This window comes from Oxalicibacterium sp. (genome assembly GCF_057353965.1).
The window spans coordinates 375,737-390,611 of sequence record NZ_JBMQZD010000001.1; the positions used below are offsets into that span (position 1 = coordinate 375,737).

At 58.9% G+C, this 14,875-nt stretch carries 12 protein-coding genes; 3 read left to right on the plus strand and 9 right to left on the minus strand.

Translation table 11 applies throughout. The annotated features are described in order from the left end of the window. Nucleotides 1–27 precede the first annotated feature (27 nt). Nucleotides 28–2,292 carry a RelA/SpoT family protein gene (locus ACO1VH_RS01920; RefSeq protein ID WP_486242016.1) on the plus strand — a complete coding sequence of 755 codons (2,265 nt, stop codon included), beginning with the start codon at nt 28–30 and terminating at the stop codon, nt 2,290–2,292. A gap of 50 nt (nt 2,293–2,342) precedes the next feature. Here ACO1VH_RS01920 and greB read toward each other — a convergent pair whose 3' ends face one another. The 4 genes from greB to metE form a co-directional block, all read right to left on the minus strand. Beyond that, nucleotides 2,343–2,903 carry a transcription elongation factor GreB gene (gene greB / locus ACO1VH_RS01925; protein WP_486242017.1) on the minus strand — a complete coding sequence of 187 codons (561 nt, stop codon included), beginning with the start codon at nt 2,901–2,903 and terminating at the stop codon, nt 2,343–2,345. Nucleotides 2,904–2,936: 33 nt separating this feature from the next. Continuing rightward, a complete protein-coding gene (locus ACO1VH_RS01930; protein ID WP_486242019.1) occupies nt 2,937–4,211 on the minus strand; it encodes an EAL and HDOD domain-containing protein in 1,275 nt (424 codons plus the stop codon). Between the two features lie 209 nt (nt 4,212–4,420). After that, nucleotides 4,421–5,341, minus strand: coding sequence for a 23S rRNA (adenine(2030)-N(6))-methyltransferase RlmJ (locus ACO1VH_RS01935; protein WP_486242020.1), 921 nt, complete (start codon nt 5,339–5,341; stop codon nt 4,421–4,423). Nucleotides 5,342–5,489: 148 nt separating this feature from the next. Beyond that, nucleotides 5,490–7,769 carry a 5-methyltetrahydropteroyltriglutamate--homocysteine S-methyltransferase gene (gene metE / locus ACO1VH_RS01940; RefSeq protein WP_486242022.1) on the minus strand — a complete coding sequence of 760 codons (2,280 nt, stop codon included), beginning with the start codon at nt 7,767–7,769 and terminating at the stop codon, nt 5,490–5,492. Between the two features lie 100 nt (nt 7,770–7,869). Between metE and ACO1VH_RS01945 the strand changes: the two genes are divergently transcribed. Together ACO1VH_RS01945 and ACO1VH_RS01950 are read left to right on the plus strand one after the other, a co-directional pair. Continuing rightward, nucleotides 7,870–8,790, plus strand: coding sequence for a LysR family transcriptional regulator (locus tag ACO1VH_RS01945; protein WP_486242024.1), 921 nt, complete (start codon nt 7,870–7,872; stop codon nt 8,788–8,790). A gap of 30 nt (nt 8,791–8,820) precedes the next feature. Then, complete coding sequence (locus ACO1VH_RS01950) at nt 8,821–9,609, plus strand: hypothetical protein (RefSeq protein WP_486242026.1); 789 nt, start codon at nt 8,821–8,823, stop codon at nt 9,607–9,609. Nucleotides 9,610–9,716: 107 nt separating this feature from the next. Here ACO1VH_RS01950 and clpB read toward each other — a convergent pair whose 3' ends face one another. From clpB to ACO1VH_RS01975, 5 genes are all read right to left on the minus strand, one after another. Then, nucleotides 9,717–12,299: an ATP-dependent chaperone ClpB gene (gene clpB, locus ACO1VH_RS01955; RefSeq protein WP_486242027.1), complete on the minus strand. Its 2,583-nt coding sequence runs from the start codon at nt 12,297–12,299 to the stop codon at nt 9,717–9,719. A gap of 124 nt (nt 12,300–12,423) precedes the next feature. Next, nucleotides 12,424–12,798, minus strand: a complete 375-nt coding sequence (gene crcB / locus ACO1VH_RS01960) for a fluoride efflux transporter CrcB (RefSeq protein WP_486242825.1) — start codon at nt 12,796–12,798, stop codon at nt 12,424–12,426. Beyond that, on the minus strand, nt 12,798–13,286 hold the full coding sequence (moaE, locus tag ACO1VH_RS01965; protein WP_486242029.1) for a molybdopterin synthase catalytic subunit MoaE: 489 nt from the start codon (nt 13,284–13,286) through the stop codon (nt 12,798–12,800). The genes crcB and moaE overlap by 1 nt, the downstream gene beginning before the upstream one ends. Nucleotides 13,287–13,307: 21 nt before the next feature. Then, entirely contained in the window at nt 13,308–13,565 is a 258-nt protein-coding gene (moaD, locus tag ACO1VH_RS01970) for a molybdopterin converting factor subunit 1 (RefSeq protein ID WP_486242031.1), read from the minus strand. A gap of 10 nt (nt 13,566–13,575) precedes the next feature. Further along, nucleotides 13,576–14,817, minus strand: a complete 1,242-nt coding sequence (locus tag ACO1VH_RS01975) for a molybdopterin molybdotransferase MoeA (protein WP_486242033.1) — start codon at nt 14,815–14,817, stop codon at nt 13,576–13,578. Nucleotides 14,818–14,875: the final 58 nt, after the last annotated feature.

A 14,875-nucleotide genomic window follows, 5' to 3' on the forward strand; every position in this document is an offset into this window, starting at 1 on the left:
TTTCACCGCGATGCAGCCGGTAACGGCATGAACCTGACACCAGCAGATTCGACACTTCCCATCGCTCCCAGCCGAGCGGTTTCCGACCGCTCGCCCCCCTCTCAGCAAAACGGCCATACGGCCGCTGCCGCCAGCGTCGCCTCGGTCACGCATCTGACCAACAAGCTGGCCGAATACCTCGATCCGACCGAGCTGAAAAAGGTCAAGGAAGCGTATCGCTTCTCCGACGAGGCGCACCTCGGCCAGATGCGCATTTCCGGCGAACCGTACATCTCGCATCCGATCGCTGTCGCCGAAATCTGCGCCGACTGGAAACTGGACGCGCAGGCCATCATGGCCGCGCTGCTGCACGACGTGATGGAGGATCAGGACGTCAAGAAGGACGAACTGATCGAGCGCTTCGGCGCGCCGGTCGCGACGCTGGTCGACGGCCTGTCCAAGCTGGACAAGATCGAATTCCAGAGCCAGATCGAGGCGCAGGCGGAGAATTTCCGCAAGATGCTGCTGGCGATGGCGCGAGACGTGCGCGTCATCCTTGTCAAGCTGGCCGACCGTCTGCACAACATGCGCACGTTGGGCTCGATGTCGCCGGAGAAGAAGCGCCGCATCGCACGCGAGACGATGGAAGTCTACGTGCCTATCGCGCATCGCCTCGGTCTGAACAACATCTACCGCGAACTGCAGGACCTGGCCTTCTCGCATCTGTATCCGCTGCGCTATCGGACGCTGGCGAAAGCCGTCAAGGCAGCACGTGGCAACCGTCGCGAAGTGGTCAGCAAGATCCTGGAATCGGTCAACGGCACGCTGGAGGCAACAGGCATCCCGGTGCAGGTCTACGGCCGTGAAAAGACGCTGTACGGCATCTACCGCAAGATGCAGAACAAGCATCTGTCGTTCTCGCAGGTGCTGGACGTCTACGGCTTCCGCATCGTCGTCGATAGCTTCGCCAACTGCTACGTCGCGCTCGGCACGCTGCACGCGCTGTTCAAGCCGATGCCGGGCAAGTTCAAGGATTACATCGCGATTCCGAAGCTGAACGGCTATCAGTCGCTGCACACGACGCTGATCGGCCCTTACGGCACGCCGGTCGAGTTCCAGATCCGCACGCAGGAAATGCATCGCGTCGCCGAATCGGGCGTGGCTGCACACTGGCTGTACAAGGAAGACGACGAAAACACGCTGTCCGACCTGCAGCAGCGTACGCATGCATGGCTGCAGTCCTTGCTGGATATCCAGAAGCAGACCGGCGATTCGGCCGAATTCCTGGAGCACGTGAAAGTCGACCTGTTCCCCGACTCGGTCTACGTGTTCACGCCGAAGTCGAAGATCATCGCGCTGCCGCGCGGCGCCACCGCGCTCGATTTCGCCTACACCATCCACACCGACATCGGCGACCAGACGATCGCCGTCAAGATCAACATGGAACAGGTGCCGCTGCGCACCGAGTTGCGCAACGGCGACATCGTCGAGATCATCACCGCGCCGACCTCGCGGCCGAATCCGAATTGGCTCAGCTTCGTACGCACCGGCAAGGCACGCTCGGCGATCCGCCATCATCTGCGCACAATCAATCTGTCCGAATCAATCGAGCTCGGTCGCCGGCTGCTGTCGCAGGCATTGCAGGCACTCGATCTAAACCCTGCCCTGCCCGATCAGCTCGTCGAACGTCTGCTCAACGAATCGAGCGCCAAGTCGATGGACGATCTGTATGCCGACATCGGCGTCGGCAAGCGCATGGCGGCGCTGGTCGCTCGTCACATCCTGAGCCTGTCGGAAATCGACGCTTCTGTCACGCCACCAACCATCGATGCCAGCGGCGAAGTCGTGCCGAAGAAGATCGACCCGGTCATCATCTACGGCAGCGAAGGCGTTTCCGTGCAACTGGCGACCTGTTGCATGCCGATCCCGGGTGACGGCATCGTCGGCCAGATGAAACGCGATCAAGGGCTGGTCATTCACACGATGGATTGCGACGTCGCCAGAAGGCAGCGCTCGAAGGAGCCGGATCGCTGGATCGAGGTGACGTGGGGTTCGGACATCGATCGCCGCTTCGACTGCAAGATCACGCTGGTTGCACACAACGAAAAAGGCATCCTGGCGCGCGTGGCCGCCGAGATCGGTGAAACGGATGCGAATATCGTCCAGGTCGGCATGGACGACGACAAGGACCATTCGATGACACGCCTGCACTTCACCGTACAAGTCCAGGATCGTGTCCATCTGGCGCGTCTGATGCGCAACTTGCGGCGCATTTCCGGCGTCACCCGTCTGTTGCGCGAGAAGAGCAACTGATCCGCGACTGATTCTGCTTCTTCAGAAAACCAAGATTTTCCGATTCTTCTTCATGCCGCCGGTGCCGGATAACGCACTTCCAGCACCACCAGTTCCTCCAATCCTCCAGGCGTCTTCAACATCACCGCATCGCCCTCGCGCGCTTTCGTCAATGCACGGGCAACCGGCGAAATCCAGCTGATCTTGCCGTTCAGCGGATCGATTTCATCGATGCCGGTAATCGTCACCGTGAATTCCTCGCCGGACTGCGTTTCATAGCGCACCGTCGCACCAAAGAAAATCTGGTCGCTGCCGTGATGCGCAGAAGGATCGACGACTTCGGCCATGTCCAGCCGCCTGGTGAGAAAGCGGATGCGGCTGTCGATCTGGCGCAGCCGGCGCTTGCCGTAGATGTAATCGCCGTTTTCGGAACGATCGCCGTTGGAGGCTGCCCAAGAAACGGTTTGCACGACCTCGGGACGCTCGACATCGATCAGATGCAGCAGCTCGTTCTTCATCCGCTGGTGGCCCTGCGGCGTCATGTAGTTTTTCGAGCCGGCAGGAATCGGCGGCGCACCGAAATCCTCGTCGTCGTCCTGATCGTTTTTTACCTGTTGATTCATGCCCGCCATTTTACGCGTGGCGACACCACTGCGGACATTGAACTAGGCGGCCGAAAGGTGATTGCTCCATTCGAAGGCATTCAGCTGCAATGCGTACAGATCCTCGATCGACAGACCGAGCTTGCGCAACGTCGGGATCAGCAGTGCGCCGGTCTGCTCGATGCGCTCGATGTATTCCGCGAGCTTGAGCAAGTCGCCATAGAAACCCTTGCGGTAGAGCAAGGCATCGCCGACTTCGTCGACGACCGAAACCTGTTCGAGAATTTCCTTCATCGACTGACCGAACAGCGTATCCATCAACGACATGATGCCGACCGTGAACGCGATGTCGGCCATCGTTCGTTCGCCCGGATGCAGTTTCTCGGTGATCAGCTCCAGCAGCTTTCCGCGCGTGGAAGCCAGCTGCAGCAATGGCGACGTGAGATGACCGCGCTCGCTGTCGGCATACAGCATGATCTGAAGCCAGCGCTGCAGCTGGCGTCGGCCCAGCACCGCCAGCGCCTGATTCAAGGAATCGATACGCTGCAGCATGCCGGCACCCGGCGAGTTCGCCAGACGCAGCAGCGTCAGCACCAGCGATGCATCCTTCTTAATGCCCGATTCGATTTCCGCATTCTCGGCATCGGCGACGATCAGCGCCATCAGTTCCATGATGATGATTTGCGACGGCGCCAGCTTTTTGCCGGACAGGATGACCGGACGCGCAAAGTAATATCCCTGGAAATAATGGAAGCCGAGGTCCATGCAGATGCGGAACTGCTCGATGGTTTCGACCTTCTCTGCCAGTAGCAATTTGCCGGCACGCTTGAAATGCACTGCGAGTTCCGTCAGCTTCTGCTCGTCCATGTCGGTGATGTCGATCTTGATGATCTTCACCAGCGGCACCAGCTGCTGCAGGGCGTCGCTGCAGCAGGTCACGTCGTCCAGCGCAAAGGTATATCCCTGCGCCGCCAGTTCCGACACGCGCGCGACAAGTTCGGGAGTGATCTCCACGGTCTCGAGTATTTCCAGCACGACCTTGTCGCTCGGCAGAAAATTCACGAAATCGCACATCAGCACGGCCGCATCGACGTTGAAGAATCCCAGTGCTCCGCCGATCACGTTGACGATGCCCAGTTCGGATGCATGAGCGATGACGGAGGCCGTAGCGGAAAGATCGTCGACCACGTTTGCCGGCCCCGCCATCGCATGGCGGAACAGCAGCTCGTAGGCCACCAGATTTTCCTTGTTATTCAATATGGGCTGACGTGCGAGGAAGAATTCCTTCGCACGTGGGAGATTGTCAGCGCAATGCCGATCGATTCCGGTGGTGATCATCAGATGGTTGTCTCATTCCAGCGGAACGTGCGATCGACCAGTTCACGTTCCTGTTTCTTCTTTTTTCTGTCTCCGCATTTCTTCGATGGAGGAACGATCCGCACATCGAGACATGCCGCTCCATTATTCCGCCGCCATTTCCAAAAGGCAAGTTTTAAGATGTGCGACGGCGGCACACCTTAATCATGCCTTTAAGTCATGCGTTTTAATCATGCATCGTTGGTAACGCGGCGCGATACCGGCGCCCCCTGTCCGCTTTCCAGCGTAAAGCCGGCGCCGGCGTCCTGCCCCAATACAGAGACGAGGTAAGGCATCAGTTCACGCAGCATCGGCTCCAGCGTCCACGGCGGATTGTGAATGAACATGCCGCTGCTGCGCAGGCCGAAACCATCGGGTGACGGCGACGAGATCGACAACGTGACGTTCAGCCAGCCGTTGGACGGCAGTTTCTTCAGGCGTTCCGGCATCTGCCGCATTTCCATACGATTCAGCACCGGATACCAGACTGCATAGACGCCCGTGGCAAACCGCTTGAGGCCGTCGGCCACGGCATCCGCCACACTGCGGTAATCCGTCTTGTCTTCATAAGGCGGATCGATCAGCACCAGACCGCGGCGCGATGGCGGCGGCAGCAATCCCTTCAATGCGGCAAATCCATTATCCCGCGCGATCATCACGCGCTTGCCGCGCGCTGCCGGCCGTTTTCCCTGCTCGGCGGCATGCGCTTCCAGCTTGCGGAAATTGTCAGCCAGGATCTTGCTGTCGGATGGATGTAGCTCGAACAGGCGCAACCTGTCCTGCTCGCGCAGCAAAGTATCCGCACAATACGGCGAGCCGGGGTAATAGCGCATCTTGCCGCTCGGATTCAACGATTTGACGAGCTGTACATAATCGGCCAGCGACGGCGGCAGATCCTTGCGCTCCCACAGCTTGTCGATGCCAGTCTCGAATTCCGCATTCTTGCTTGCGTAATCGCCGTCGAGGGCATAAACGCCGGCACCTGCATGCGTGTCGATCACCATGTAGGGCGTTTCCTTCTGATTCAGGTACTTCAGCAACTGGATCAGGACGGCATGCTTGAGTACGTCGGCGTGGTTGCCTGCATGAAAGGCATGGCGATAACTCAACATAGGAAGAATCGTGTAGGAGGAGGAAGAAAGACGCGGAAAAATGCTGCCGCATCGGCAATGCATCATTCTAACAACTCCACCGCACACAAAAGGAAAAAAGCGGAAACCGCGCAACCGATTTCCGCTTTCCAGAGCCGCACTATCCGACTTATTGCGTCGCCGCGATCTCCTCACGCAAGGTGCGTGCAGCCTGCACCATGTTCTGCAATGCGGTGATTGTTTCCGGCCAGCCGCGCGTCTTCAGCCCGCAATCCGGGTTGACCCACAGGCGCGCATCCGGAATCACGCTGCGCGCCTTGCGCAACAGGCGCTGCATCTCCTCGACCTTGGGCACGCGCGGCGAATGGATGTCGTAGACGCCGGGCCCGATGTCGTTCGGATAATCGAACTCGCCGAAACCATCCAGCAACTCCATGTCCGAGCGCGACGTCTCGATCGTAATCACATCCGCATCCATCGCTGCGATCCACGGCAGGATGTCGTTGAATTCCGAATAGCACATGTGCGTATGGATCTGCGTATCGTCGCGCACGCCGGAAGCGGTGATGCGGAACGCACGCACGGCCCAATCCAGATAATGCGGCCAGTCTGCGGCTTTCAGCGGCAGGCCTTCGCGGAAAGCCGGCTCGTCGATCTGGATCATGCCGATGCCGGCCTTTTCCAGATCCGTCACTTCGTCGCGCAGCGCCAGTGCGATCTGCAACGCCGTCGTCTCGCGCGGCTGATCGTCGCGCACGAACGACCATTGCAGCATCGTCACCGGGCCGGTCAGCATGCCCTTCATTGGCTTGGCGGTCAGACTTTGCGCGAATTCGCTCCAGCCGACCGTCATCGCTTCAGGACGATAGACATCACCGTAGATGACCGGTGGCTTCACGCAGCGCGAGCCATAGCTCTGCACCCAGCCGTTGGCCGTGAAGGCATAACCCCACAACTGTTCGCCGAAATATTCCACCATGTCGTTGCGCTCCGCTTCACCGTGCACCAGCACGTCGAGGCCGATCTCTTCCTGCTGCTGCACGACATGGCGGATTTCGTCACGCATGCGATTCAGGTATTCCAGATGGCCGATCTCGCCGCGCTTGTATTGCGCACGCGCCTGTCGGATATCCATAGTTTGTGGGAAGGAGCCGATATTAGTCGTCGGAAAGGCCGGCAGCTGAAAACGTGCCTGCTGCCTGACGATGCGCTCAGCGAACGGTGTTGCACGCTGTGCCGGTACGGCGGCGATTTCCTGCAAACGTTTTTGCACCAGCGGATTGTGGATGCGCGGCGACACCTTGCGCGATGCCACGGTCTGCGCGGAAGCGGAGAACTGCGCAGCGACGGCATCGCGCCGACCGTTCAGCGCCCGCGTCAGCACAGCGACTTCCTCCACCTTTTGTGCAGCGAACGCCAGCCAGTTTTTCAGTTCGGCATCGAGCTTGTTCTCATGCGCCAGATCGACCGGCACATGCAACAGCGAGCAGCTGGAACCGATCCACAACCGGTCGCCCAGTTTCTGCTGCAAGGGCTGCAGCGTCGCCAACGCGCTTTCCAGATCGGCACGCCAGATGTTGCGACCATCGACGACACCGGCAGACAGCACGCGATCGGCAGGCCAGTTGTCGATGAATTCGTCCAGTTGTCCCGCGCCGCGCACCAGATCCAGATGCACGCCGGCCACCGGCAGCGCACGCAACAGATCCGCGTGACGGCGCACGTGGTCGAAATAAGTCGTCAGCAGTAGCGACGGCGCATTACGCGACAGTTGCGCATAAGCCGGCGCAAACGCATCGACCCACGCGACATCCAGTTCGAGCGCGAGGATGGGTTCATCGATCTGCACCCATTGGACGCCGGCCTGCTTCAAACGCGCCAGCAGATTTTCATAGCCGGCGATCGCGCGCGGCAGCAGTTCCAGCTTGTCCGCAAAACCAGACTTGATCTTGCCCAGGTAGAGCAGCGTCAACGGACCGACCAGCGTCACCTTGGTCTGATGGCCGAGTGCAACGGCCTCGGTATTTTCCTCGAACAGCCAATCGATGCCGCCGTCGAAACTGACATCCGCCGTCCATTCCGGCACCAGATAGTGGTAATTGGTATCGAACCACTTCGTCATCTCCATCGCGAAGTGATCGGGATTGCCGCGCGCCAGCGTGAAGTAATCGGCCAGCGCCAGCTTCTTCGGATCGAAGCCGAAACGCGTCGGCACCGCACCCAGCAGCGCCAGCGTATTCAGCACCTGGTCGTACCAGGCGAAATCGCCGACGGACACGACATCCAGCCCGGCTTGCGCCTGCAGCGCCCAATGCCGCGCGCGCAACGTCTTGCCGGTCTGGTGCAATGCGGCTTCGTCGATCTCGCCGCGCCAGAACGATTCCACGGCGAACTTCAGTTCGCGCTGTGCGCCGATGCGCGGAAAACCCAGGATATGTGCCTTTGCCATGCCGAAAACTCCAGATCGATTTCAAGGCTTGCCATGGTGCCCGTTACAGGAATATGATTCAAACGATAAATATTCAGATTTATCTTGAATTTAATTCATAATGCAATCCATCCTGGAATTACGGCACCTGAAAACGCTGGTCGCGCTACGCGAAGCCGGCAACCTGCTGCGCGCGGCAACGCTGCTCAACGTCACGCAGTCCGCGCTGTCGCACCAGATCAAGCAACTGGAGGATCATCACGGCACGCAGCTGTTCGAACGCAAGTCGGTGCCGGTGCGCTTCACGCCCGCCGGCGAACGACTGCTGAAGCTGGCCGATGCGGTACTGCCGCAAGTGGCGGAGAGCGAACGCGACCTCGCGCGGCTGGCGCAGGGTACGGCCGGCCAGTTGCGCATCGCCGTCGAGTGCCATACCTGCTTCGACTGGCTGATGCCGGCGATGGACGTATTCCGCGGCCGCTGGCCGGAGGTCGAGCTGGACATTGTCTCCGGTTTCCAGGCCGATCCGGTCGGCCTGTTGTACGAACACCGTGCCGATGTCGCCATCGTGTCCGACATCGATCCCGACGAAACTGTCGATTACCACCCGCTGTTCCGCTTCGAGATCGTCGCGCTGCTGGCGCACGACCATCCGTTGGCGAAAAAGGAATATCTGACTGCCAGGGATTTTGACGGCGACACGCTGATCACCTATCCGGTGCCGGACGACATGCTGGACGTCGTACGTCAGGTGCTCAAACCAGCCGGTGTCGAAGTCGCACGCCGCACCACGGAACTGACCGTCGCGATGCTGCAACTAGTCGCCAGCAAACGCGGCATCGCGACGCTACCGGTGTGGGCTGCACAGAATTATTTGAATCGGAATTATGTGTTGGCGAAGCAAATTACGCCGGATGGTTTGACGGGGCATTTGTACACGGCTTGTTTGCCGGAAGTGTCGCAGAAGCCTTATCTGGCGGATTTTGTGACGACGACGCGGGAGAGTTGTTATCTGAATTTGAATAGTGTGGAGTTGTTATGATGTTCACCAACTTACTTAACATCAACTAAATTGTCAGATATGACTATTGATTCAACACCCGTATCAATAAATAGAAAAACGTTTTCTATTTATTGGGCTTCTGCTTATTTTTTAATCACCTCAATTCTTTATCTTTGGGGATATTGGTCTGTATTCGATATTAATATTTTTGAATATTCGGACATATCCGACATTGCCAAAAGCGCAGCGTATCCAATTGCCTCAACATTTATTTTTGTCGTAATAGGTGCTGTTTTAGGAGAAATAATTTTTCCACATAACGCCCTTCCCCCCGGCGGAGGCAAAGACACTGTTTTAGGGAAATTCTTAAATCGCTTTGTTTTTATTTTTGTTGCGGGATACACAATAGCTACCGTTCTACTATTTATGTTTGGTCCTGACGAAAAATGGTGGTTAGTACCGATGTTAATAGCTATTCCAGTTTCACTTAGCTTAAAAAAAATTGGCTTTTTGGAAGACATCATCTTGTCTGACGGAGCCAGATCAACGGTTATATTTTTGCTAGCTATACTCCCGCCGTTCTCATATGGACACGGCCATTTAAAAGCTTTATCGATACATACTGGTAGCAAATTTATTTATACAGTTAGTTCGATAGAGGGAACAGGACAAAAGGTCGACAATGCTCCTTTAGAACAGCCGAGATATATAGGGCAAGCAGGCGAACAAATATTCTTTTTCCTACCTAAAAGCAATTCAGTTTTACTGACAAAATTGGATAACATAAAAAACCTAGAATTAAAGACCTATTCCTCAACGGAAACGCCGAAGATTGCCACAAATGCTAAATCGAATTAACGTTCGCAAGTTGTTTTGATCAAAAGTTCAAAGCAATAGAAGATTGATTTCAATCCCCTCCAAAAAAAAGACGGCCTCAAGGCCGTCTTTCATTTCCAACTCCAACATTACGACGCTTTCACAAACGCCAGTTCGCCGTTTTCCACGCTGACCTCGATGACATCCTTCGGACCGAACTGCCCTTCGAGAATAGCCTTCGACAGCGGATTCTCGATCTGCTGCTGGATCGCACGCTTCAACGGCCGCGCGCCGTATACCGGATCGAAACCGGCTTCGGCCACTTTCTGCAGCGCAGCCTCGCTGACATCCAGTTTCATGTCCATGCGCGCAAGACGCTGTTCGATAACATGCAGCTGGATCTTCGCGATCGAACCGATGTTTTTCTCATCCAGTGCGTGGAACACGACGATCTCGTCGATACGGTTGATGAATTCTGGACGGAAGTGCCCTTGCACCTCGGCCATCACCGCCATCTTGATCAGCGACGGATCGCTGCCTTCCATCGACTGGATCTTGTGCGAACCCAGGTTGGACGTCATCACGATCACCGTGTTCTTGAAGTCCACGGTGCGGCCCTGGCCGTCGGTCATGCGGCCGTCGTCCAGCACCTGCAGCAGCACGTTGAACACGTCCGGATGCGCCTTCTCGATTTCGTCCAGCAGGATCACGCTGTACGGCTTGCGGCGCACGGCCTCGGTCAGATAGCCGCCCTCTTCATAGCCAACGTAACCCGGCGGCGCACCGATCAGTCGCGCGACCGAATGCTTTTCCATGAACTCGCTCATGTCGATACGGATCAACGATTCCTCGGTATCGAACAGGAAGGATGCCAGCGCCTTGCACAGCTCGGTCTTGCCAACACCCGTAGGCCCCAGGAACATGAAGGAACCGTACGGCCGGTTCGGATCGCTCAAGCCTGCACGCGAACGGCGGATCGCATCCGATACCGCGACGATCGCCTCGTGCTGGCCGACCACGCGCTTGTGCAATTCCTCTTCCATCCGCAGCAGCTTGTCGCGCTCGCCTTGCATCATGCGCGAGACCGGAATGCCGGTTGCGCGCGAGACGACCTCGGCAATTTCCTCCGCGCCGACCTGCGTGCGCACCAGTTGCCGCTTCTCCGACGTGTTTTCGCTGGATACCGCATTCTTCAGCTTCGCTTCCAGGTCCGGCAGCGTCTTGTACTGCAGTTCTGACACGCGCTGCCAGTCGCTCTTGCGCGTGGCTTCTTCCATCTGCAGGCGCACTTTCTCGATCTCTTCCTTGATGTGCTGGCTGCCCTGCGCGGCGGATTTTTCCGCCTTCCAGATTTCTTCCAGATCCGCATACTCGCGGCCGAGGCGCTCGATTTCTTCCTCGATCAGTTGCAGACGCTTCTGCGACGCTTCGTCGGTTTCCTTCTTCACTGCTTCGCGTTCGATCTTCAACTGAATCAGGCGGCGATCCAGGCGATCCATCACTTCCGGCTTGGAATCGATCTCGATCTTGATCTTGGACGCAGCCTCGTCGATCAGGTCGATCGCCTTGTCCGGCAGGAATCGATCGGTGATATAGCGATGCGACAGCTCTGCCGCGGCGACGATGGCCGGATCGGTGATCTCGACCCCGTGATGCACTTCGTATTTCTCCTGCAAGCCGCGCAGGATCGCGATCGTCGCCTCCACGCTCGGTTCGTCGACGAGAATTTTCTGGAAACGGCGCTCCAGCGCGGCATCCTTCTCGATGTACTTGCGGTATTCGTCCAGCGTGGTCGCGCCGACGCAATGCAGTTCGCCGCGTGCCAGCGCGGGCTTGAGCATATTGCCGGCATCCATTGCGCCTTCGGCCTTGCCGGCGCCGACCAGCGTATGCATCTCGTCGATGAACACGATCGACTGCCCTTCGTCTTCGGACAGTTCGGTCAACACCGCCTTCAGGCGTTCCTCGAATTCGCCGCGATACTTGGCACCGGCCAGCAGCGAAGCCATGTCCAGCGACAGCACGCGCTTGTTCTTCAGGCTTTCCGGCACTTCGCCGTTAACGATGCGCTGCGCCAGCCCTTCGACGATGGCCGTCTTGCCGACGCCGGGCTCGCCGATCAGCACCGGATTGTTTTTCGAGCGGCGCTGCAGCACCTGGATCGCACGACGAATCTCGTCGTCGCGGCCGATCACCGGATCGAGCTTGCCGAGACGAGCGCGTTCGGTCAGGTCGAGCGTGAATTTCTTCAACGCCTCGCGCTGGCCCTCGCCCTCGGCGGAATCGACCTTGCTGTTGCCGCGTACGGCCTTGATTGCGGCTTCCAGCGCCTTACGCGTCAGGCCGTTCTCGCGCGCGATGCGGCCTGCTTCCGATTTGTCTTCGGTCAGCGCCAGCAACACCATTTCGGTGGCGATGAACTGGTCGCCGTGCTGCTGCGATTCCTTGTCGGCCAGATTCAGCAGTGATGCCAGATCGCGGCCGATCTGTACGGCGCCGCCGGTGCCCGATACCTTGGGCAAACGCTCCAGCGCGCTCTTCAACGCCGTCACCATGCCACCGATGTTGGCGCCGGCACGCTGCAGCAGCGAGCGCGTGCTGCTATCGTCCTGGCTCAGCAGCGCGCTGAGCACATGGACAGGTTCGATGTATTGGTTGTCATTGCCGACCGCCTGGCTCTGGGCATCTGCCAGCGCTTCCTGCAATTTGGTCGTGAGTTTGTCGAGACGCATTGCATACTCTCCCGTAAGAAGATTTTCCGATGCAACGAAAGATTGGGCCGGGGAAACCTCTTTTCAAGCATGGGTACCCCGTCGATACCGCCGACGTCCCTGGCATTTGGCGGCCGGATACAGTTTAGACGGAAAAGGCCCGGTAGGAAGCGAAACCGGCCATGCAGAAGAGCACGGAACCAAACAGATGCAGCGCGGCGTGCGCCATCGCCCATAGATAGTCGCCACGTTGCAGCAACAGGAAGGATTCGGCGGAAAAGGTGGAGAAGGTCGTCAGGCCGCCAAGGAAGCCGGTCACGGCAAACAGCCGCCACTCGGCCGACAGCCCCGGATGCGCGGCGAAGAAGCCGACGGCCAGGCCGATCAGATAGCCGCCCGCCAGATTGGCGATCAGCGTGCCGAAAAAGACCTTGGAATGCAGCGTATTAAGCCACAGCGTCAGCCCCCAACGCAGCCATGCGCCGAACGCGGCACCGATGCCGACTGCCGCCCACGACATCATCCGGCGTTTCCTTCGCTACCGGCCTTGTTATCCGATGTGCGCCATTTCTCCAGCGCCTCGTCGTCAGTCACGCGTGCATCGACCCAGCGCGCGCCTTGCGGCGTCTGTTCCTTTTTCCAGAACGGTGCTTCGGTCTTCAGATAGTCGATGATGAATTCGCAGGCATCGAAGGCTTCGCCGCGATGAGCGGATGTGACGGCAACCAGCACGATCTGGTCGCGCGGCAGCAACGGGCCGACACGATGGATCACCAGCGCATCGGCGATGTTCCAGCGTGACTTCGCCTGCTCGACAATGGTCTGCAGCGCCTTTTCCGTCATGCCCGGATAGTGCTCAAGTTCCATCTCGGCAACACTGGAGCCATCGTTCAAATCACGCACGGTACCGATGAAAGTGACGACGGCACCGACCTTCGGATCATGCGCGCGCAACGCAGCCACTTCCCGGCTGACGTCGAAATCTTCGGTCTGAACACGTACGGACATATTGCCTGCCTGCATCAAGAATCAACCGCCAGTGACCGGCGGGAAGAAAGCCACTTCACCGCCTTCGCGGATCGGCGTCGCGGCATCGGTCATCTGCTGGTCATAGGCCATGCGCAGCGACTTGCCATCGGCCAGCACTTCAGCCCACTTGCCGCCGCGCTCGCGCAGGAAGGCGCGCACATCGCCCACGGTCGCCACGCCAGCCGGCAGTGCCACGGTTTCCTGCGACACGCCCAGCGCTTCACGCACGCTGGCAAAAAAACGGAGTTCGATATTCATTGTTTTTACCTCAATACATCAGGTCGCCAAATGGCAGGAAGCGCACCAGGTCTCCCGGTGCGATCGAATTGTTCGGCGGATTGTCGATCAGGCCGTCGCCCCAGACGGTGGAAGTCAGCACGCCGGAACTCTGGTTCGGAAACAGATCCAGCCCGCCTTGCGCATTGATGCGCGCACGCAGGAATTCGTTGCGGCGATCGCCCTTCGGCAACGCAAAGTCGGCGCGCAGCGTCACCGCCTTCGGCGCCACGTTCTGCACGCCCTGCAAACGCAGGATGAACGGCCGCACGAACAGCAGGAAGGTCACGAAGCTCGATACCGGATTGCCCGGAAGTCCCAGGAAAAATGCACGTCCTGCATGCGTAGCACGATTGACTTCGCCGAACGCCAGCGGCTTGCCCGGTTTGACGGCGATCTGCCACATGTTGACGCGCCCTTCCGCTTCCAGCGCCGGCTTGATGTGGTCTTCTTCGCCGACAGAGACGCCGCCGGACGTGATGATCAGATCGTGCTCTTCAGCTGCGCGGCGCAGCGTCTCGCGCGTCGCCGCCAGCGTATCCGGCACGATGCCGAAATCGGTGATGTCGCAGTGCAGATTCTCCAGCAGTCCGCGCAACGTGAACTTGTTCGAGTTGTAGATCGCGCCCGGCTTCAGTTCGTCGCCCGGCATCGCCAGTTCGTCGCCGGTGAAGAACACGGCCACGCGCAGCTTGCGCACAACCGGCAACTGCGCCAGTCCGACCGAAGCGGCCAGTCCCAGCTCTTGTGCGCGCAGCCGCGTGCCGGCTTCCAGGATCGTGCTGCCGGCGCGGATGTCTTCGCCTGCACGGCGTATCCATTCGCCGGAGGCCGGCGCATGGTTGATCGTGACAACGTCACGCTCGCCATCCTTGCGCGCCGTGCAGACCTCCTGCATGACGACCGCATCCGCGCCTTCCGGCACCATCGCGCCGGTGAAAATGCGTGCTGCCGTGCCGGCCTTCAACGGTTGGCCGACATGGCCGGCAGGAATGCGCTGCGCGACTTCCAGCACCGCGTTGCCGCTGGCGCAATCGGCGGCACGCACGGCGTAGCCGTCCATCGACGTGTTGTCCATCGGCGGCACGTCGAGTGTCGACTGCTGGGCAAGCGCGAGCACGCGGCCGTTGGCCTCCAGCGTCGGCAGCGTCTCGGTATCCGTGACGGCGACGGCGCCTGCGAGAAGAAAGTCGAGCGCCTCGGCCACGCTCAGCATCGGCTTGGGTTGGTTCATGTCAAATCTGGCTTGTCCTGATGGGCTGATTGTAGCCGGAAGCGCCTGCTGCCGCAGT

Coding starts and splice junctions, on each gene's coding strand:
- crcB (WP_486242825.1), bottom strand. CDS start 12,798: ATGTCGTGGGCGGCAGTCGGCATCGGTGCCGCGTTCGGCGCATGGCTG.
- ACO1VH_RS01945 (WP_486242024.1), top strand. CDS start 7,870: ATGCAATCCATCCTGGAATTACGGCACCTGAAAACGCTGGTCGCGCTA.
- clpB (WP_486242027.1), bottom strand. CDS start 12,299: ATGCGTCTCGACAAACTCACGACCAAATTGCAGGAAGCGCTGGCAGAT.
- moaD (WP_486242031.1), bottom strand. CDS start 13,565: ATGAATATCGAACTCCGTTTTTTTGCCAGCGTGCGTGAAGCGCTGGGC.
- ACO1VH_RS01975 (WP_486242033.1), bottom strand. CDS start 14,817: ATGAACCAACCCAAGCCGATGCTGAGCGTGGCCGAGGCGCTCGACTTT.
- metE (WP_486242022.1), bottom strand. CDS start 7,769: ATGGCAAAGGCACATATCCTGGGTTTTCCGCGCATCGGCGCACAGCGC.
- ACO1VH_RS01920 (WP_486242016.1), top strand. CDS start 28: ATGAACCTGACACCAGCAGATTCGACACTTCCCATCGCTCCCAGCCGA.
- ACO1VH_RS01935 (WP_486242020.1), bottom strand. CDS start 5,341: ATGTTGAGTTATCGCCATGCCTTTCATGCAGGCAACCACGCCGACGTA.
- moaE (WP_486242029.1), bottom strand. CDS start 13,286: ATGTCCGTACGTGTTCAGACCGAAGATTTCGACGTCAGCCGGGAAGTG.
- greB (WP_486242017.1), bottom strand. CDS start 2,903: ATGGCGGGCATGAATCAACAGGTAAAAAACGATCAGGACGACGACGAG.
- ACO1VH_RS01930 (WP_486242019.1), bottom strand. CDS start 4,211: ATGATCACCACCGGAATCGATCGGCATTGCGCTGACAATCTCCCACGT.